The sequence below is a fragment of the Polynucleobacter rarus genome, from assembly GCF_003072505.1.
In the GTDB taxonomy this organism is placed as follows: domain Bacteria; phylum Pseudomonadota; class Gammaproteobacteria; order Burkholderiales; family Burkholderiaceae; genus Polynucleobacter; species Polynucleobacter rarus.
The window spans coordinates 2,279,806-2,299,668 of sequence record NZ_NTGB01000001.1; the positions used below are offsets into that span (position 1 = coordinate 2,279,806).

A 19,863-nucleotide genomic window follows, 5' to 3' on the forward strand; every position below is an offset into this window, starting at 1 on the left:
AATTTAAACTTATATCTAATGCTATTCCAAAGCATAGGGAAGGTTTTTGATCTCAAATTAATAATTACTGACTATCTAAATAATTTTATTGAAGAGCTGAATTACTCTTTTAGTAGCAATAGCATATGCTTCACCTTTATTTCTCTTGCCCACTACAATTACAATGACGGTGATATTACTATCATGAACAGTGTAAACAAGACGATAGCCACTCGTACGTAACTTGATTTTATAACATCCCGCTAACTCATTACTTAAACGTGCTGATGGGATATGGGGAGAAACCAATCGCTTTTCAAGTTGCTTCTTAAATTGCTCTTTAATTGAAGCATCTAATTTTCCCCACTCTTTTAATGCTGAAAGGTGAAATTCTAGTTTATAACTCGTCAAGGCTCACTCTCACAGTTTTACCCCCGAGTCTCTTTTTTACTATTTCTTGTAAAGCAATATCATCCAATCTATCCAAGATCTTTTCGTAAGCTTTGGCAGATAACAGATAAGCTTCAGGTTTGTTATGGTTCAAAATCGCAACGGGGTTTCCCCCTGCCTGTTCCAAGATTTTACTAGGGTTCATTTTTCTTAAATCGGTAACACTTATAGTTGTATCTGCGTGAATTGGAGTAATCACATTCATATATCACCAAATTTTGTATATTAATATGTACATTTTATTACACAACTTTATCCTGCACAAATCTTTTTATTTCCAAATAATGATGTAATAAAAAATCCTAAAAATAATTTAAGATAATTATTAATCTTTCAAATAATATCCATATTACTTTTAACGATTTCTCTTAGTTAAGCAAAACTCCTTTAATATGAAGCAATGCAAAACTTTATTTTATTTTGTAAATCCTATCGAAAAGATGTCTACCGAGCCAAACGGCTAATCACATCTATTGCAACATTGAATGAAGATAAAATTCCTTTTTATTTAAGTATTCCGCAGGAAGATCTGGCACTTTTTTCCCAAGAAATTGATTGGGAAGATCTCAAATCTGTTGGTGAATTTCATCTTATAACAGATGAGTCAATCGTCCTGTCCAATACCCATTTAGACACTAAGGCTAGTTTAGAACGCTACTACGCAATGCCTGGCTACTTAAGCCAACAGGTCATCAAAGCCGAAGCATGGCGATTAACTGGTTGTGAAAATTATCTTTGTTTAGACTCCGAAGCAGTCTTCATGAAGCCTTTCTTCTTGAAGCAGTTGATGGCCAACGATTCAGAGCCCTTTACCATCATTCACCCCAATACAGAATTTCTCAATCTAGCCAAAAGCCTCGGCAAGAAAAAAGCTATTGAACACTTCTTTAAGGACAATCAATTGCTAAGAAATGAGTTTGGTCGAACAGGTGATCATGCGCAAGATTGGGATTTTGGTCCAGCTCCTTTAATTTGGTCAAAGAAAGTATGGCAATCCTTAGAGATGAATCATCTCACTCAAAAGGGTCAAACTATTTGGGATGCGATTGAGCGTCTACCCTTTGAAATCAGATGGTATGGTGAGGCCTTACTAAAATTTAAAGCAATCCCAGTCCACTCACATGAGCCACTTTTTCAGGTGATTCATTATGATTGGCAACAAAAATACTTAACGCCTTTTGATCAAACTAATTATTTAGGGATTCTTTCTCAATCCAATTGGGACAAAGAACTCGACCCTAGTTTTGCCCGTAAACCATGGTTATCACGAGTGTGGAGAAAAATCAAAAAAGCCTTTAAATGACTATTTACAAAGGCGTTTTGAATATTGAAAGTATTAATTACAGACTCATCCTTATTTTTACTGGATTTGTAATGATCGATCATTAATATTATTTTGTCCTGTGTCATACTTCTTTTAATTAAAACTTATAATCAACAAAATAACTAGTAATTTAGGCAAGTTAAATACCTCTCACAAGGCACTCATTTCAAATAAAGTTCCAAATTAAATGTTTACACTCAACGCACCTAAATTTATCAATCCAGCTTTTTTTATATCATTTGCCATACTTTTGCCTGTATGGAATTTACCCCATACCATTTTCTTACGTTATTTATGTGCTCTTGTTCTTTTAGCAATCGTGATTCTTTCCAAGCCAAAGTGGGCGGCCTTTTTTAAGAAAAATATTTTTTTGTGTTTGCTCTTTTTTTACATCCTTGTCCAACTCATTTTTTTCTCAACTGATTACAGCCTAGCATTTCGGAATTTCAAATCTGAATGGTTGAAGTTCATTTTGTTTGCCATCACTGGCATAGGGTGTGGCTATATACTTTCCACTAAACAGATGCCGCGCATCCATCTTTACTTAGGAATACTCTTTTTCATCCCACTGTTTATCCACTTGTGTGTTAGCTTGATCAAGGGAATTTCAACCGGTCAAATTCCAGTTAGCTACTGGGGAATCAATAATTCACATGGCGACTTAGGTTACACCTCAATTCATGTCGCTGTATTTTTAAGCGTGTATTTATTTTTTCAAGCAAAATCTTCTTTGACGAAGATATTGATTTCCTTTCTTTTAATTGCAAGCATCGTTTCGCTTCTTATCGCCAGCAGTAGAGGTGGCATTCTCTTTTTCCTTGCTTCATTTATTTTAATTTTATTGATAAAGATATTTAAATTACAAAGAACTCACTTTTCCTTTAAATCAATTGTCTTATCAATTTTAGGGGTCTTCATATTGATAGGTAGTATTTTTCAAATCGGGACTTATCTAGATCCTATTCGTTGGCGTGGTCCGCTCTCTAATATGGAAATTGCCTTTAAGGGAGATGCCTTAAAAATCAATTGCGAAGGTATCGATGTACTAAAACGCACTCTTGAGCAAGATGGCATGGTAATAACACCAGCTATTCAAAAGACCTTGGATGCCATTAATGGTTTTGATGGCGCTCGAATCCTAGCATTACGGTCATTACCCACCATGTTCATTAATCACCCCATGGGAATGAATCAATCTCGTTTTGCGTATGCTACTGCGTTAGAGGAAATTTGTGGTGCAAAACCTCAAATTGGACTCATGAACTCACATAACGGATGGGCTGATACAGCACTCTCCATCGGCATCATCGGCGCTTTACTTTATTTTTTAGTGTTATGTAAATTTATTTACGAAGGATTGTCAGCTCTCAAGCACAAAGATCCTCTAGTTTCAGCAACTGGCGTTGCTTTATTTGCGCTTGGATTGATTTGGGTGTTGCGTTCGATGTTTGATTCTGCCCAAAGGGATCAAATGTTAGAAATGCAAATATTTACTCTCTGCGTGCTTAGTGCATTCATTTTCTTTCAGCAACAACGCTCAACTAAAGTGGTTCTAGATTAAACCAGTGCTTGAACTCAGAGTTTAATTGAACCAGCTTCAGACGTATTCGGTCTTTATTACGTCGAATGAAATTTGATTTGTAGTACTTGCCAGAACCGCCTCCAACACCTCGAACCAAGGGAAATTTTTTGAAGAAGCATCCAAATAAATTCTCTTGCAAAATTTTTTCTTTATAAACATCCTCAATACTAGATTGAAAATGGCCGCCCACTTGATGATGTAACTCTGCGAAATGACGCTGATAAAATTGAATATCAGAAATATAAAACCTCGTATCTACATACTCAAGTCGGGTCTTTTTAAAAGAAAACACATTTGAGAAATAAGCTTGGCATAAGAATTTCCCATTAAACTCCGCAAGACATTCTAAGAAATTATCAACCCATAGTTTTCCGGTGCACTTACAGAATACGGTTTCTTCTTTGAGTATTTGAGAATGAGTGAGAGCAAATTGAATAATTTCTCCCTCACCATAACCCTTGCCAAATATTGCAACCTTCTCTGAGTTATTCATAAAAGATAAACACTCAATGCGGTCTTCTGCCATTGCTTGTGGATATTTTTCTAATAGGACAGGTGAAAAGTCAAAAGCCGATCCATCACAAATCACTAAACGAATTTTGGGGGAGATCTTTAACCAATGGTCAATCGACTCAAGGGTATATTGCAAGCGCTCAGTAGGATTTTTTAAAACGACTGACTGATCCATGATGTTGACGCTAGAACTTAAGATAATTGGTGCTAGGGTACTAGAGTCCATTTTTTCTGAAATCATCAAAGATAGGTTCACGATTCGAAATGTGGCGCATTTTTAAATAGTAAGCCATTTGCATCTTTCTCATTTTGAAGAGGCGTGACACCACTTGGCATGTGCCAATCAATATTTAAGTCGGGATCATTCCAAATAATGCGTTGTTCACTTTTTGGATCCCAGTAATTAGTAACCTTATAAAGAAAGTGAGCACTTGGTGACAACACAAAAAAGCCATGCGCACAGCCCGCGGGCACCCAAAGCTGTTTGTGATTTTCTGCGGAGAGTTCAACAGCAGTCCACTTCCCAAAAGTAGGGGAACTTTTACGGATATCCACCGCAACATCGAGTACAGTTCCACCCGTCACGCGCACGAGTTTGCCCTGAGGGTTATCCATTTGATAATGTAGTCCTCGCAGAATATGCTGTGCTGAAAAGGAGTGATTATCCTGAATAAAAGGATCAGTGATACCGGTTTTCTCAGCAAACTCTGCTTGATTAAAAGACTCATAAAACCACCCTCTTTCATCGCCAAACACCTTCGGTTCAATGATTAAAACATCCGGAATTTCTTTGGTTGGAGTAACAGTTATCGGCATTGGGCTATTTTATTGAATTAGTTATCAGATCGTTGACTTGAATTTTACTGCTTTATCAATCCTTTTTAGCGCACTTTTTCAGTGAGCATATTGAGTAGATATTTACCGTAGTCATTTTTCTTGAGTGGCTCTGCTAATTTCTCGATATCCTGCGCACTAATCCAATTGCTGCGATAGGCAATTTCTTCGGGACAAGCGACCATTAATCCTTGGCGTTTTTGTAAGGTCGAGATAAATCCTGCAGCCTCTAATAACGAGTCGTGTGTACCAGTATCTAACCAAGCATAACCACGGCCCATGATTTCAACTCTGAGTTGCTGATTGTTTAAATAAGCGGCATTTACATCGGTAATTTCTAACTCGCCACGATGGCTCGGTTTGATTGATTTGGCAATATCGCACACTTGGTTATCGTAAAAATAAAGTCCTGTTACGGCGTAATTACTCTTGGGTTTGAGGGGTTTTTCTTCGATGGATAGCGCATTAAACTGTTCATCAAAATCTACAACACCATATCTTTCTGGATCCCTAACGTGATAAGCAAATACCGTAGCACCAATTTCTTGTTGATTGGTTTTATGTAACTGGGCAGCAAAATCATGCCCATAATAAATATTGTCCCCAAGTACTAAAGTACTTGGATGATTACCGACAAAATCCCGGCCTAATATAAAAGCTTGTGCCAAGCCATCGGGACTCGGTTGCACTTGATACTGAATGTTGAGTCCCCACTGGGAGCCGTCGCCTAGTAAATGTTCAAACAGGGGTGTGTCATGCGGAGTTGAAATGAGTAAAATATCCCGAATTCCCGCTAACATTAAAGTGGTTAATGGATAGTAAATCATTGGTTTGTCATACACCGGCATTAGCTGTTTGGAAACGGCTTGGGTCACTGGATAAAGTCTCGTCCCTGAGCCTCCAGCCAGAATAATACCTTTACGCTTATTGATCATGTTTGCACCTTTAGTAAATTCTTACTCATCATATTTCTGTAATATTGGACGGTTTCAAGCTTGATTTGATCGTCATCGATCAAATTTTAACTTTTTAATTTTTCGGTAACATAATTCATGACATAGCGCTCAACCTGCGCCTCCCAATGCGGGTAATCTGCACTAAATGGCATCTCTTTTAAAGCCTCTTTCAGTTTTTGGTTATTCATGCGAGAGTTTTGCGGTCTAGGGGCTGGCAGTGGATATGCGGTCGTTGGAATCGGTATGATATTTTCAGACTTCACTAGAATGCCCTCGCCTGCCAACCTAGCTGTTTCAATGGCAAATAAGGCTAAGCCATGCCAAGAAGTTGCACCGTCAACAACAGCGTGATAAATTCCTGAAGAAGTATTTGAAAAAATGAGTTGCGTGGCAATTTGCGCCAACCAATCACTAGAAGTTGGGCATCCCCGTTGATCTTGAATCACTCTCAGTTCTTCTCTTAGATTAGCTAAACCGAGCATCGTACGGATAAAGTTTTTGCCGTCCCCGTAAACCCAACTCGTTCTGAGTAGGTAATATCTAGCATTAAGGCTCACATTTTCAGTACTAACAGGACTATTTTCGAATACTTGCTGGATTGCCTGCTCACCTACAAGCTTACTTTTGCCATAAACGCTCAAAGGGTTGGTCTTATCCTCTTCTCGGTAGGGAGCATCTTGTTGACCGTCAAAAACGTAATCGGTCGAGTAGTGAACCAGTACTCCTTTAGAGACAGTGGCTATATATTTGGCCATGAGTTCAACCGCTGTTGCATTAATCTGAAAAGCCTTGGCTTGTTCCGTCTCGGCTAAATCGACGGCAGTATAGGCAGAAGCATTGATGATGATTTTGGGTTGATAGTGATTCAGGGTTTGAATGATGGCGGTATCATCTGCTAAATCACATTCAGCTCTCCCGACAAAAACAACTGGCAGATGAAATTCTTTGAATAATTGCTGCAAAGACCTGCCCACCTGACCATCTTTACCAAAAACTAAAATTGGCTGGCTTTGAAGGTCTAGATGATCTTTTAACTGATTCTTTAGACTTCCCGCGACGGCTGAAAATGACATGGTTTAGATCCAATTCATTGAAGTAAAGAAGTGCTTACTATAAAAATAGACTTTATTTTGCATTACTAGAGTATTGCAGATCAATCCAATTCTGATAATTACCACTCAGAACACTTTGTGTCCAATCTGTATTCGCTAAATACCACTCTACTGTTTTACGAATACCCGTGTCAAAAGTTTCTTTAGGCTTCCAGCCTAGTTCACGTTCAATTTTAGAAGCATCAATGGCGTAGCGTCGATCGTGACCAGGTCGGTCTTTGACATAAGTAATTTGATCAGCATAACTGCCATTTTGCTTAGGTTTGATCGTATCTAATATTTGGCAAATAGTACGAACTACTTCTAAATTGGTTTTTTCATTCCAACCACCAATGTTATAGGTTTGTCCAAGCTGACCTAATTCTAGGACGCGGCGGATTGCACTACAGTGGTCCTTCACATAGAGCCAATCTCTAATTTGTTGACCATCCCCATAAATAGGTAGGCTTTTTCCATTGATAGCGTTCAGAATCACGAGCGGAATCAATTTTTCTGGGAAATGATAAGGTCCATAATTATTTGAGCAATTCGTGGTCACTACCGGTAGGCCATAAGTATGATGCCATGCTCTCACCAAATGATCGGACGCCGCTTTTGAGGCTGAGTAAGGGCTATTAGGCTCATAAGGGTTGGTTTCATTAAAGGCAGGATCACTTAAAGATAGTGTGCCATATACTTCATCGGTGGAGACGTGTAAAAAACGGAAGGACTCTTTAGAGCCTGTTGACAATTTTTCCCAATAAATTCGCACAGCCTCGAGTAGATGAAAGGTACCAACAATATTCGTTTGAATGAACTCGCTAGGCCCTAGGATCGAGCGATCAACATGAGACTCCGCTGCAAAATTCACAACCGCGGTAATAGCGTATTTTTCCAGTAAATCACTCACGAGAGAAACATTACCTATATCCCCTTGAATAAAGTGATAACGAGGATCATGTTCTACAGTTTTTAAGGTTTCAGGATTACCAGCATAGGTTAACTTATCAAGATTAACGAGCCCTGCGACCTTTGGATTTGCCAAATAATCTAATACAAAATTACCGCCAATAAAACCTGCGCCACCAGTTACAAGAATCATTTTTTCGCCTTACTGATCATTTATCAACATATTCATTTTTAACTTTTTTATTGATCTAAATAACATGCCTAAAGTATCACCAACCGAGAACCTACAGGAAATTTTATGACTGAATAAGTTCTAAAAGCTTAAGTGGATATTTAGAAAGGATTTTAAAAATATTAGTAGGTACGCCATTCTCTCGACAAGCGCGAAGTACTTCCTGATTTAACAATATCCTTGAACGCCAATCTTTAGAACTGATGCCACCAATTTGCATATGAACTAACACTTCAGGCAAGTGTTGATATTTCAGATTGCCATGGTAAAAAGCCCGCACGACGTATTCATAATCTCCAGCAATTCGGTAGTCCGTTTTGAAATACCCCACTTTAGTCATCACATTGCGCTTCATAAATAAAGCTGGATGGGATGGCATCCAACCCCATGCTAAACGCTGTGGACTAAACCGATCGGAACGATAACGACGGATACTTTTTTGAGGATCCTTGGGATTAAAAAAAGCTACATCGCCAATGACTGCGTCTAGCTCTTGTTGTTGAAATTGATTGACAACATGCGATAAAACAGACTTTGAAGCATATTGATCATCTGCATTTAAATAACAGATGATATCACCGCGGGCCAAATCTAAGCCCTTATTCATGGCATCATAAATCCCTTGATCAGGCTCACTAATCACATGGGAAATGCTTGCAAGATATTGATTGATAATAGTGAGAGTCCCATCCGTTGAGGCACCATCAATGATAATATGCTCAACAGACAACCAATCTTGCTCTGCAACGGATTGTAAAGTCCGAGCTAATGTAGCTGCACTGTTGTAGCAAACAGTTATTATGGAGACCTTCATAAACTTGAGCCTGAACGACGGAAAATCCCACGCAAAATATATGCAAAATGCCCATATCGCAAAGTTAGAAAAAGACGACGCGCTTTATAAAAACGTTTTACCCAAGGAGATAATTCTCGCCCCTGCAGAATGAATTGAAATTCCTCGTCAAATTTAGCTTGGCTGCTTGTCGTTTTGGTAGCATCGTGGTAACGAAGTGCCCCCCAAAAATTTGGTACATGTCGAGCATGATTAATTTCACGAAGTATACGTAAAAACCAATCATAATCGAATCCGTAGTGCAGATTTTCATTTAAATAGCCGAGCTTTTCGTGCAAAGTGCGTCGCCAAAATGCTGCTTGATTAGACAAAACCATCCCTTCCGCAATTAGTGCTGAATAAGTTGGTGTTACATATCTAAGATCACGAATCAGTTTGTCTTCCTGATCGATTAATTGCATGTCGCCAATTATTAGATTCGACAGCGGCCAACGATTAGCGGCTGCTGCTAATTGGAAAAAAGTTTCAGGGAAATATACGTCGTCAGAATTTTGCCAACCAACCCAGTCTCCAGTTGCTCGTTGTAATCCTTTATTAATAGCGTGCGACTGACCCCGATCTAGCTCACTTACCCAATAAGCCAAGCGATTTTCATATTTACGAATGATATCAACACTACCATCCGTTGATCCTCCGTCAACGATAATATATTCAAGATTTGGATAGTTTTGATCAAGTACAGAACGAATAGTTCGATCAAGGAACTCCGCTTGATTAAAACTTGGAGTAATAACGGTAATTCGTGGTAACTCAGGCGTGGAGGAATTCATTGGCTTCATTGACGAAAGAATAAACCGTCCCACTGCAGTGTTCGTCCCGTTAAAGGATCAATAAACGCAGGCTCCAAGGACCATAAAGTAAATCCCTCTGCATTAAGTCGAGCTATACACTCAAGCCATAAATGCTGACCTTCATAAAGTGGAACTAGAGACAACTCCATCAAAATACCTTTTACTTTTGGCAGAGTCAAAGTTGCTCCATTCAGAACATGCCACTCATAACCTTGCGTATCAATCTTTAAAAGTGGTGCATTTTTTTCTAAAAGGTAGGGTAAAACTGCTTTGTCTACAGTCGTTATCTCTACTTTTTCACTACCTAAATAGATGGATTGAGGAGCCGCATTACTATGTTCTGACAACATTGGTAATATAGAACTACTAACTGAGTTACTAGCAATATTGATTTCAATCTCACCAATTTGATCACCGATGGCACAACGAGAATGAATTTCCCAGTCAGGATCATACTTGCTAGCTTCTATTAATTTTGCATGGGCAGAAGTTAGAGGTTCAAAGGAAATAATTTGGTGTTTAAATCCTCCTGCTCGCAATTCCTTCGCAAATTGGCCATTGTTAGCACCAATGTCAACGACTACATCAATTTCAAATTTACGAAGAGCACTTAATAGGCGAGCTGAAGAGGAGTTCTCAGGAACAAAACGATGTACCTCGATTCCAACGGTATTAAAGGTTTTCCTTATTGTCTGTTTTAATAAATTTAATATCATTTGTGCCAACCTTTAAAATTATTTATTGAGTTCGAGTACTTGGAGCTCAAATTGGATCATCTCTCTAATGACATCCTGCATTCTTTTTTTTGCTTCCCAATCTAAGATTTGTTTTGCTTTACTTGCATTCCCGCAGTTATAACGAATCTCAGATGGACGGAAAAGTAACGGATCTTGAATGACATGTTGGTGCCAGTCCAAATCTAATTGATCGAAGACCGATGCGACAAAAGCCTCCAAAGAATTTGATTCACCCGTTGCGATCACAAAATCCTCCGCCTTATCAATTTGTAACATCCGCCACATTGCATCAACATATTCTGGACTCCAGCCCCAGTCACGTTGTATTGCCATGTTGCCGAGAGTAAGCTTTTCTCCAGATCCTTTCGCAATGTTAACAGCTGTGCGAATAATTTTACGAGTAACAAAACGTAGCGGACGTAAAGGTGATTCGTGATTAAAAAGAATCCCAGTACATGCATAGAGTCCGTAAGATGCTCTGTAATTATCGATTAACCAGTGTGCCGTAGATTTAGCTATTGCATAGGGACTGAGCGGGTGAAACGGCGTATTTTCATCCGCAGTATCCTCCCCGATATCCCCAAAACATTCGCTTGAACCGGCGTTATAGAAGCGAACCGGCTTCCCCAGAAATCGTATCACCTCTAAAAGGTTTAGCGTTCCAGTGGCAATACTTTCTAGGGTTTCCGAGGGTTGCTCAAAAGAAAGACCAACTGAGCTTTGGCCAGATAAATTATAAATTTCATCTGGCTGGCTTTGAGTGATTGCCTGCAAAACACTTCGGAAATCATTTGTTGCCATCGAAATCGTCTTAATTTGTTGCCTGATTCCAAGAAAGGTTAAGTTTGAAAAGGGTGACGTCTGTGCATCTCGCGATGTACCCCATACCTCATAACCCTTTTCAAGCAAAAACTTTGCGAGATAGGCTCCATCTTGTCCGGATACTCCGCATATCAATGCGCGTTTCATCTTTTTTCCTTAAAGCAAATTTTCATATACAGCACGCGTTTCATTCGCACATCGATCCCACGAGAAATACGTGAGGCGTTCTCGCCCTTTTTCAATCAAGATCTTGCGCTGGGGCTCCGACTGAACGGTTCGTTCGATTGTTTCGCGAATAGAGTCTAAGTTGGTAGACTCAAAATAAACCCCTGCATCACCAACCACTTCTGGGATTGAACTATTATGACCGCAAATCACTGGGCAATCATGTGACATTGCTTCCAAAGGAGGGATTCCAAAACCTTCATATAAGGACGGATATATAAACGCCGTAGCCTTGGAGTAAAGTTGAGATAGTTGCGTATCACTACCACCTAATTGAATCACTTGATTCGTGTTCAAGCCAAGTTCACTGATTCGCTCTAGTTCTAATGAATTAAATGGCCCACCACCAAAACATACCAATTTAAAATTTGCTCGTAAATATGGTGAAGTTGCATGCGCTTCAAGAAGTCGTAAAAAATTCTTGTATCCACCACGAAGACCAACAAAAAGCAAATAAGAGCCATCGACTTGAAATGAATCCTCATACTCAAAATGGTTGTGATCCTTTAATAATTCAAAGCCAAGATAAATGACGGAAGTCTTTTCAGGTGGGATACCTAAAATTTCAATTACATCTCGTCGAGTCGATTCTGAAATACAGATTACATGGTCTGCGCGTCTTGTGGCTAGGGCTTTGTATTTACTCGTATTGTCCGTCTCTGGAAAATCGCCAGGAAATTTCTCATGAATCATATCGTAGATAGTTAATACTCGACGCGCACGACGAGGGCCGATAGGGAAAGGTGAAAAATACGTCTCGTGCACGACATCTGGAAACTGACTACGAAGAATAAAATCTCCCACTAATAGACTTAGTAACCTGTGTATTAAACGAGGATAGAGAGACTTAAAGCCATTTTTTTTTGGACAAGCAAATCCCTTAACCACTCCTGAAGGTATACTTTTTACATATCTATTAACATAAAAGGGCGCTGCAATCGAAATGTCCATATCGGGTTGTTGGGCCAGTCGAGAGGCAAGCTCACAAAAATAACGGGATACGCCACCATAGATTTGAGCACAGAAAATTTGGGGATCGTAAGCTATTTTCATTTTTTTATAGTGCTAGTAGAGTTAAACAATTTTGTTTAACATCAACTCATGATCTGTAAGTGTCTTGGATCCTAAACGCCTTCGAACCCACCAAGGTGCAATTCTTGAAAACCAACGTCCAGTAACTAAATTTAGCAACTTGGGATTAATAGACTGATTACTGAAAAAATGAATCCCATTTGCACTTGCGAATTGCAGTCCAACTTTTTCCGAGAGTATTTTCAAGGTTTTTTCCTGAAAAAATCCAATATGCTGACCAGTAGCAAATGCGTAATACCACCAAGATTCTGGTGCAGGTGGTTTACCTGAATAGAGCTCTGTTGTAAAAATTATTGTTTGAGCCCCCGAAAACGCTAATGTTTCTTGAATAAAGGTAATTGGATCGGTCAAGTGTTCGAAAACTTCGATCGCTGTAACAGCTTTGCAGGGCCTCTGCTCTGGCTTAAATTCAAATCCTGGAACCAAATGATTCTGACAGTATTTATCAGACCAATAAAATTCGATGCCAAAGTCTCGCATCAAACGCGTTAACATCCCGTAACCGCCGGCAGCGTCGAGGTAAATGCCTTTTCCACGCTCACCTAAAATCCAATAAAGTACTCCAGCCAATTTGCTTGAAATGGCAAAATTCCTCATGACTAAACCCGTATCTGCATCGGCAATTGCACTGGAGTAAGCTTCATCTAACCAATGGGGGTTATGTGCACGCAAATATCCACAATGATTACAGACCTCAAACTTTGCGTTGTACTTTCGTAAAACTTGTGCATAAAACGCCTCTGTCATTTTTCCAGAACAGATAGGGCATTCATGCTCTTCATTCATCATATGTAAATTCGTCATTTCAATTTACTCAATACTTTATTAAGAATGCGCTTTGTCAAAGGAACCTGAAAGCATTTTTCTGCACTATAGGCATCTGCTTGTAAATTATTGAACACTCCAACTGGATGTTGGAGAGGGAACATCATCGGTGAAGAGGGAATGTTTGCCAACTCACTAACGCCCGTAGTGTGGGTAGCATTTTGATCAAACCCAATATTTGAAATCAGATTTACGTTCGGTATGACTGTACGTCGTCCCTCTACCCAGTTTGCAAAAACCCATTGATAATCCCATGTATCAATCTCACCCCGATACACACAATCAAAAATCTTCGCCCAAAAAACTGCCTCTTGTTTATTGCCAACTAAATCTTCTAAAAATTTTTCATCACGAATCTGTGGCCACTTCGTCATAGCAACATCGTAACTACCTTGCCAACGGTCTCGCCATGAGGCCCAACCCCAAATATGTACGTACTTAGAAAAGTAATAACTATCGTCATTGCGACGTTGGCCAAATTGAAAATTATCGCCAGTAATCATCCCAATGCGCTGATCATGCCGATAACGTTCCAGAAGTTCCTGGCAAAAAGGAAAGAAACTAGGATCTGGTAAGCAGTCATCCTCTAAAATAATAGCTTCTTCAACCTGCTCAAAGACCCAATCAATCCCGGATGATACTCGGCGTTTACATCCAAGGTTTTTATCCGAATAGTTTGTTATTACTTCGCATTCCCAATTCACGCCATCAATAATTGATCTTGTTAGGGCACACTTTTCTGCTTCACCTTTTCGATTATGCCTGGGACCATCTGCAACCACCAATAATTTTGATGGGCGAACTTTGGCAATCAGATCAAAAACTCGTTGAGTTGAGTCTGGTCTATTGAAGATGATGAATGCAACAGGAGTTTTAAAAAGTGTATTAAGCATTAAGAATCTTTCGAAAATAATTCACTGTTTCCCTAAGTCCGTCATCAAGAGTAACTTTCGGTTCCCATGCCAATTTTTCTTTCGCTAAGCGAATATCTGGTTGTCGTTGCTTTGGATCATCTGATGGTAAAGGATGAAAAACTAGTTTAGACTTACCACCCACTAAATTGATCACTTTCTCTGCTAGGACTAACATTGTCATTTCAATTGGATTACCCATATTTAAGGGGCCAGTAAATCCACTCTCAGTCTCCATAAAACGAATAAAGCCTTCAATCAAATCATCTACATAGCAAAAAGATCGTGTTTGCTGTCCATCACCATAGATAGTAATGTCCTCACCTTTAAGGGCTTGCACAATAAAATTACTAACGACACGCCCATCATTGGGATGCATACGTGGTCCATAAGTATTAAATATTCTGGCTACCTTTATGTCTAGATTATGCTGCCGATAGTAATCAAAAAAGAGGGTTTCTGCACAACGTTTGCCTTCATCATAGCAAGAGCGAATGCCAATTGGGTTCACTTTACCCCAGTAACTCTCTGGTTGAGGATGAACTTCTGGATCGCCATACACTTCACTTGTAGATGCTTGAAAAATTCTAGCCTTCGTTCGCTTAGCCAAACCCAACATATTAATTGCACCGTGCACACTCGTTTTAGTCGTTTGTACCGGATCGTATTGATAATGAATTGGAGAAGCGGGACAGGCTAAATTATAAATTTGATCTACCTCAACATAAAGAGGGAAAGTGACATCATGACGCATCAACTCAAAGTGGGGATTATTGATTAAATGAGCAACATTACCTTTACTCCCAGTAAAGAAATTGTCTAAACAAATAACATCATGGCCTTCGGATAAAAGCCGTTCACAAAGATGTGATCCTAGAAACCCTGCCCCTCCGGTCACTAAAGTTCGGGTTTTTTGTGGATTTATGATCATTATTTTTCAACCTTTCGAAACAGAACAGTATGAACGCACTTGCCGTATACTATATAGCCAATCTCTGACATGAAACGCCCAATGTCAGATTGCTCAATTTCATGCATACTGCTATCAAGAATTTCTACAAGAACAATAGTTGGGCGGTATTTAGACCAGTCATTGGATTTAATCACTGACAAATCATAGCCCTCAACATCAATGCTTAAAAAATCAATATTATTAGGAACATTATATCGATCTAAAATTTCACTCAATGGAGCTACTTTCACTTGAATTACTTCTTTAATATAGTAATTACTCTCTACGAGATCACGTTGCTCTGAAACCTCTTTTGAAAAACTATTAAGCGCTGTTTCATTGAAAACGTAATAATTTAGTATGCCTGTTTCTTCTGCGACGCCCATCTCTAGGTTTATATCTTTGGGTCGCCATTTGTTAAATAATTTCATACTACCAGGCATTGCATCAATATTTACACCCTTCCAACCATGGCGATAGAAAAAATAAGTGTTTGAAAATCGCTTTGGATGGTGTGCGCCAATATCAACGTAAAAACCGTTTTTCTTACCGTAGAAAATACGATTAAGAATCATATCTTCTCCTTCTTGTGACCAACAACGAACAAGCCATGGATCCCAACTCAAAAAATCGAATAGCCTTTTTAATGCGTACTTTACTTGAATAGGTATTAATTTTTTAATCACAAACACCTCTTAAGAGCAGAAACTAGGTTCATTGAACTCAACTTCATAAAAAATATACCCCTAGTTTCCTTTTGAATCGCATCATAAAAAAAGACTGCTATTGCATAAGAAATAACTGTTGCGATTGCAGCACCAACCACACCGTAAATTGGAATTAATAATAAGTTTAACCCCACATTAACAATGGCCCCTATTAAAGTACGTTGCATAATCAGTGTCTGACGGTTCATCATCAAATACCATTGATTACTTGCAACTCCTAGAAAAACAAAGATTGAAGCCCATATATGAATTGCTAAAACCATTCCTGCCTCAGAATAGGCGCTACCAAAAAGAAGTGTTATCAAAGGTGTCGCTAAAAAGGTCATTGGTAAGGCAATGGCAATGGATATCCATACCATCAAGTCATACAAGCGTTGCATATGTTTTTTGTATAAAGTTTCACTTTTCATTTTCACATTCAGAATGGATGGAAAAACCGACGCAACCAAAGTTGTTGGAAGGAAATATAAGACCTCACTAATGCGCGTTGCTGCAGTATAAATCCCAACCGCTTGGTCTCCAATCATTTGTCCAATCATGATTTGATCTATTTTCATATAAATCATAATCGCCATGCTAGAGAGCATGAGTGGCCAACTATCTTTGAGTAATTCGTAGGATTTCTTCCTCGTCACTTTAAGTTCAATTAGCTTCAGACCACGCCAAGATAAAGCTGCTAACATCAACAAAGCAACCATCATAGCTTCAGCGAGTATTGCCCAAGCAAAAGCCGAGAGCGGTGCATTTTTGAAAATCAAAGCCCCTTTAATGACTGAAAAAAGTAAAAAACTAATGTTTTGTACCCATACGATGTACTTCGACATCACTTGAGCTTCAAACCAATATATCGCTATTTCACTAAATTTAAACAGCATCATCGCCCCAATAATGGCCACAATCATCTTAGAAATCAGATCGTCTGGTCTCAATATGAAGATACCAATCAAAATCATTATGTAGGTGACCGCACCAGCAAATAATTGCAAGCAAGCTGCTGATCCTAAGATTTCTTCTTTACCTGAAGAGTTTTGCAATATATTTCTAACTACAATTCCTTGAAGGCCTAAGGTTGCAACTGCACCAAATAAACCAACAAAAGCAGTTGCAAAACTCAACAATCCAAACTGTTCTGGTCCCAAGTATCTTGCAATCCAGACACCGACAAGTACTCCAACCCCCATTCGAAGTATCTTGTCAAAAAACAACCATCCTATATTGTTGATTATCTTGAGTAAATTATGTCTATGCTCAATACGCTGATAAATAAAATTGGGTATCAAGCGCATACTGTCAGAAATTGAAATTTTAGGTTGATGAATGAGGCCATTGATCTTGGTATCAATATCTGCCAAAGGGTAGACTTGCATTTAACTTTACATTTATCTTTGAATTTACCTACCACGACACCAATTAAGTGATTGAGCTTTTGAGCTGGCAAGTTAGGTGCAAAATCTGAGACCTCCATTAGTTTAGTCATAGCAGGCTTCGCGACAATGCGGTAAATGTATGCCACAAGAGATATTAACTGTAGTCTTAAATCGTTTATCAAAATTACTTTTTTCTTTGGATGGTAAATTTGCCACAACGTGTTCATAGTTACTAGACTTCATAGTGAAGAATAACTTTGGGTTTACTAGCATTGAAAACGGATTTAATTATTGATGTTTGAAACTTTAGTGCTAACAAAAACTGATAGTAACAATTAAAGTAATTATTTTGATTATAAATCTATCATTTCATAACTGCATTATTAAAAGGGAAGCTAATTTACATATTTAAGACTCTTTGAAGGACAAAAATAATTTATCACATCAAAGCAGAGTTATTTTTGGCAATAAAGAATGGCTTTTATTTACTCTTGAATAAAAAGTCTTCGTAAGCAATTTTTAAACCCTCTTTTAAAGAGACCTTGGCATTCCACCCCATGTTTTGCAGTCGACTACTATCCATGAGCTTACGGGGAGTTCCATCTGGCTTGGAAGTATCAAAAGTGATCTGACCTTGGTATCCAACTGTTTGCCCTACTTCAAGCGCTAATTCCTTGATGGTGACGTCAGAGCCAAATCCGACATTAATGTGGGACTGCATTGGCGTCGTATTTTGTTCATAGGTATCTTTATCCAGATCCATCACAAAGACACTAGCCGAGGCCATATCTTCGACATACAAGAACTCTCGCATTGGGGTTCCAGTCCCCCAAATAGCGACCTCTGGTAGATTGGCAACTTTGGCTTCATGAAAGCGCCGAATTAATGCGGGAATCACATGACTATTTTCTGGATGGTAATTATCTCCTGGACCATACAGATTGGTAGGCATCACGGACCGGTAATCAATGCCGTGTGACTTGCCATACTGTCTGTTATAACTCTCGCATAATTTGATGCCAGCAATCTTAGCGATGGCATACGGCTCATTCGTGGACTCGAGCTTACCGGTGAGTAAATCACTCTCCGACATCGGTTGGGGAGCTAAGCGCGGATAGATACAACTGGACCCCAGGAAGAGGAGTTTTTGTACGCCATTTAAGAAGGCTTGATGAATAATATTCGCTTCCATCATCAAGTTTTCATAGATAAACTCCGCTGGATAGGTATTGTTCGCATGAATCCCTCCCACCTTTGCTGCTGCCAAATAGACCTGAGTAGGTTTTTCTTCCTGAAAAAAGGTAGCAACAGCGGCTTGATTCGTCAGATCTAATTCTTGGTGGGTTCTTGTCAGAAAATTCGTATAACCTTGTTGTTGAAGGTTTCTAATGATGGCAGAGCCAACCATTCCTCGGTGCCCTGCAACATAAATTTTTTCTGATAAGTTTTTCATAAGCTTCGACTATTTGATGAACCAATGTAACTACACTTTTGGAATGAGTATTTTTAGTGTTCTAGACCAACGGAGACCTTGTAACCGTGCTCCTTTAATAAAGCACTTTGACGGGCTTGATCCAAATCATGGGCGACCATTTCTTCAACCATTTGGTCTAAAGTAATTTCTGGCGTCCAACCTAATTTTGCTTTGGCTTTTGCTGGATCACCAAGCAAAGTCTCTACTTCGGTTGGGCGATAGTATCTTGGATCAATCCGCACGATGACATCGCCCACCTTTAAGGCAGGGGCTTTATCCCCTTCAATACGAGTGACCTTTGCATATTCAGACTCAGCCTGACCGATGAACTCTAAGGTAAGACCTAATTGAGCGGCACTTTTTTGAATAAATTCACGCACGCTGTACTGAACACCGGTAGCAATCACAAAATCTTCAGGCTGCTCTTGCTGTAACATCATCCACTGCATTCTGACGTAATCTTTCGCATGACCCCAATCTCTAAGCGCATCAATGTTACCCATGTAGAGACACTGATCTAAACCTTGGGCAATATTGGATAAACCTCTAGTAATTTTTCTAGTCACGAAGGTTTCTCCGCGACGCTCAGACTCATGGTTAAACAAAATACCATTACAGGCATAGATACCGTAAGCTTCACGATAGTTCACTGTAATCCAATAAGCATACATTTTTGCCACTGCATAAGGACTTCTTGGATAAAAAGGCGTTGTTTCTTTTTGTGGAATTTCTTGTACTAAACCATATAGCTCGGAAGTGGAAGCTTGATAAAAGCGAGTTTTTTTCTCGAGTCCTAAAATCCGAATCGCTTCTAAAATACGCAGGGTTCCGAGTGCATCAACATCAGCTGTATACTCAGGAGACTCGAAGGAGACAGCAACGTGACTTTGTGCGCCAAGGTTGTAAATTTCATCGGGTTGAGTTTGTTGCACAATGCGAATCAGATTACTGGAATCAGACAAATCGCCATAATGTAGTACAAAGTTACGATTATCAATATGCGGATCTTGGTAAATATGATCAATTCGATCAGTATTTAAGGATGAAGCGCGGCGCTTGAGACCATGCACAATGTACCCTTTTTCCAACAGGAATTCGGCTAGATAAGAGCCATCCTGCCCAGTTACACCAGTTATTAGAGCGATTTTATGCATATTAATTTATTAAATTATTATTTAAAGTTAAATAGATTTTACTTTACCTATACTCCAGAGTA

General features: G+C 39.1%; 21 protein-coding genes. 2 read left to right on the forward strand and 19 right to left on the reverse strand.

Annotated elements, in window-relative coordinates:
* Positions 1-75 precede the first annotated feature (75 nt).
* Both AOC35_RS10890 and AOC35_RS10895 read right to left on the reverse strand, forming a co-directional pair.
* The gene (locus AOC35_RS10890; protein ID WP_108647108.1) at positions 76-390 is read right to left on the reverse strand and encodes a type II toxin-antitoxin system RelE family toxin; all 315 of its coding nucleotides are present in this window, start codon (positions 388-390) and stop codon (positions 76-78) included.
* Complete coding sequence (locus tag AOC35_RS10895) at positions 377-634, reverse strand: type II toxin-antitoxin system Phd/YefM family antitoxin (RefSeq protein ID WP_108647109.1); 258 nt, start codon at positions 632-634, stop codon at positions 377-379. The genes AOC35_RS10890 and AOC35_RS10895 overlap by 14 nt, the downstream gene beginning before the upstream one ends.
* A gap of 195 nt (positions 635-829) precedes the next feature.
* Here AOC35_RS10895 and AOC35_RS10900 point away from each other — a divergent pair, with 195 nt between their 5' ends.
* Positions 830-1,732 (forward strand): DUF6492 family protein, encoded by a 903-nt coding sequence (locus tag AOC35_RS10900; protein WP_108647110.1) that lies wholly within the window; start codon positions 830-832, stop codon positions 1,730-1,732.
* Between the two features lie 544 nt (positions 1,733-2,276).
* A complete protein-coding gene (locus AOC35_RS15875; RefSeq protein ID WP_159077556.1) occupies positions 2,277-3,314 on the forward strand; it encodes an O-antigen ligase family protein in 1,038 nt (345 codons plus the stop codon).
* Here the strand turns inward: AOC35_RS15875 and AOC35_RS10910 are convergent.
* The 17 genes from AOC35_RS10910 to gmd all read right to left on the reverse strand — a co-directional run bounded on the left by AOC35_RS10910 (position 3,295) and on the right by gmd (position 19,801).
* Positions 3,295-4,089, reverse strand: a complete 795-nt coding sequence (locus tag AOC35_RS10910) for a hypothetical protein (RefSeq protein WP_108647112.1) — start codon at positions 4,087-4,089, stop codon at positions 3,295-3,297. The two genes, AOC35_RS15875 and AOC35_RS10910, sit on opposite strands and share 20 nt — an antisense overlap.
* Positions 4,090-4,100: 11 nt before the next feature.
* Positions 4,101-4,664 (reverse strand): dTDP-4-dehydrorhamnose 3,5-epimerase, encoded by a 564-nt coding sequence (gene rfbC / locus AOC35_RS10915; RefSeq protein ID WP_108647113.1) that lies wholly within the window; start codon positions 4,662-4,664, stop codon positions 4,101-4,103.
* Between the two features lie 65 nt (positions 4,665-4,729).
* Positions 4,730-5,617 (reverse strand): glucose-1-phosphate thymidylyltransferase RfbA, encoded by an 888-nt coding sequence (gene rfbA, locus AOC35_RS10920; RefSeq protein ID WP_108647114.1) that lies wholly within the window; start codon positions 5,615-5,617, stop codon positions 4,730-4,732.
* Between the two features lie 86 nt (positions 5,618-5,703).
* Positions 5,704-6,711, reverse strand: coding sequence for a dTDP-4-dehydrorhamnose reductase (rfbD, locus tag AOC35_RS10925; protein ID WP_108647115.1), 1,008 nt, complete (start codon positions 6,709-6,711; stop codon positions 5,704-5,706).
* A 52-nt stretch (positions 6,712-6,763) separates the two neighbouring features.
* Positions 6,764-7,831, reverse strand: coding sequence for a dTDP-glucose 4,6-dehydratase (gene rfbB, locus AOC35_RS10930; protein WP_108647116.1), 1,068 nt, complete (start codon positions 7,829-7,831; stop codon positions 6,764-6,766).
* Between the two features lie 103 nt (positions 7,832-7,934).
* Positions 7,935-8,684: a glycosyltransferase family 2 protein gene (locus tag AOC35_RS10935; protein WP_108647117.1), complete on the reverse strand. Its 750-nt coding sequence runs from the start codon at positions 8,682-8,684 to the stop codon at positions 7,935-7,937.
* Positions 8,681-9,502: a glycosyltransferase family 2 protein gene (locus AOC35_RS10940; RefSeq protein WP_245898492.1), complete on the reverse strand. Its 822-nt coding sequence runs from the start codon at positions 9,500-9,502 to the stop codon at positions 8,681-8,683. Before AOC35_RS10940 ends, AOC35_RS10935 begins: the two co-directional genes overlap by 4 nt.
* Entirely contained in the window at positions 9,499-10,230 is a 732-nt protein-coding gene (locus AOC35_RS10945) for an FkbM family methyltransferase (protein ID WP_108647118.1), read from the reverse strand. The genes AOC35_RS10940 and AOC35_RS10945 overlap by 4 nt, the downstream gene beginning before the upstream one ends.
* A gap of 18 nt (positions 10,231-10,248) precedes the next feature.
* Positions 10,249-11,220, reverse strand: a complete 972-nt coding sequence (locus AOC35_RS10950; RefSeq protein WP_108647119.1) for a GDP-mannose 4,6-dehydratase — start codon at positions 11,218-11,220, stop codon at positions 10,249-10,251.
* Positions 11,221-11,229: 9 nt separating this feature from the next.
* On the reverse strand, positions 11,230-12,351 hold the full coding sequence (locus tag AOC35_RS10955) for a glycosyltransferase family 4 protein (protein ID WP_108647120.1): 1,122 nt from the start codon (positions 12,349-12,351) through the stop codon (positions 11,230-11,232).
* A 21-nt stretch (positions 12,352-12,372) separates the two neighbouring features.
* Positions 12,373-13,194, reverse strand: a complete 822-nt coding sequence (locus tag AOC35_RS10960; protein WP_108647121.1) for a methyltransferase domain-containing protein — start codon at positions 13,192-13,194, stop codon at positions 12,373-12,375.
* Complete coding sequence (locus AOC35_RS10965; RefSeq protein ID WP_108647122.1) at positions 13,191-14,108, reverse strand: hemolytic protein HlpA-like protein; 918 nt, start codon at positions 14,106-14,108, stop codon at positions 13,191-13,193. The genes AOC35_RS10960 and AOC35_RS10965 overlap by 4 nt, the downstream gene beginning before the upstream one ends.
* On the reverse strand, positions 14,101-15,057 hold the full coding sequence (locus AOC35_RS10970; protein WP_108647123.1) for a UDP-glucuronic acid decarboxylase family protein: 957 nt from the start codon (positions 15,055-15,057) through the stop codon (positions 14,101-14,103). The genes AOC35_RS10965 and AOC35_RS10970 overlap by 8 nt, the downstream gene beginning before the upstream one ends.
* The gene (locus AOC35_RS10975) at positions 15,057-15,764 is read right to left on the reverse strand and encodes an FkbM family methyltransferase (RefSeq protein ID WP_245898493.1); all 708 of its coding nucleotides are present in this window, start codon (positions 15,762-15,764) and stop codon (positions 15,057-15,059) included. The genes AOC35_RS10970 and AOC35_RS10975 overlap by 1 nt, the downstream gene beginning before the upstream one ends.
* A complete protein-coding gene (locus tag AOC35_RS10980) occupies positions 15,761-17,173 on the reverse strand; it encodes a flippase (protein WP_211307511.1) in 1,413 nt (470 codons plus the stop codon). The genes AOC35_RS10975 and AOC35_RS10980 overlap by 4 nt, the downstream gene beginning before the upstream one ends.
* Positions 17,174-17,654: 481 nt before the next feature.
* Positions 17,655-18,626: a GDP-L-fucose synthase gene (gene fcl / locus AOC35_RS10985; RefSeq protein ID WP_108647124.1), complete on the reverse strand. Its 972-nt coding sequence runs from the start codon at positions 18,624-18,626 to the stop codon at positions 17,655-17,657.
* Positions 18,627-18,679: 53 nt separating this feature from the next.
* Positions 18,680-19,801, reverse strand: a complete 1,122-nt coding sequence (gene gmd, locus AOC35_RS10990) for a GDP-mannose 4,6-dehydratase (protein WP_108647125.1) — start codon at positions 19,799-19,801, stop codon at positions 18,680-18,682.
* Positions 19,802-19,863: the final 62 nt, after the last annotated feature.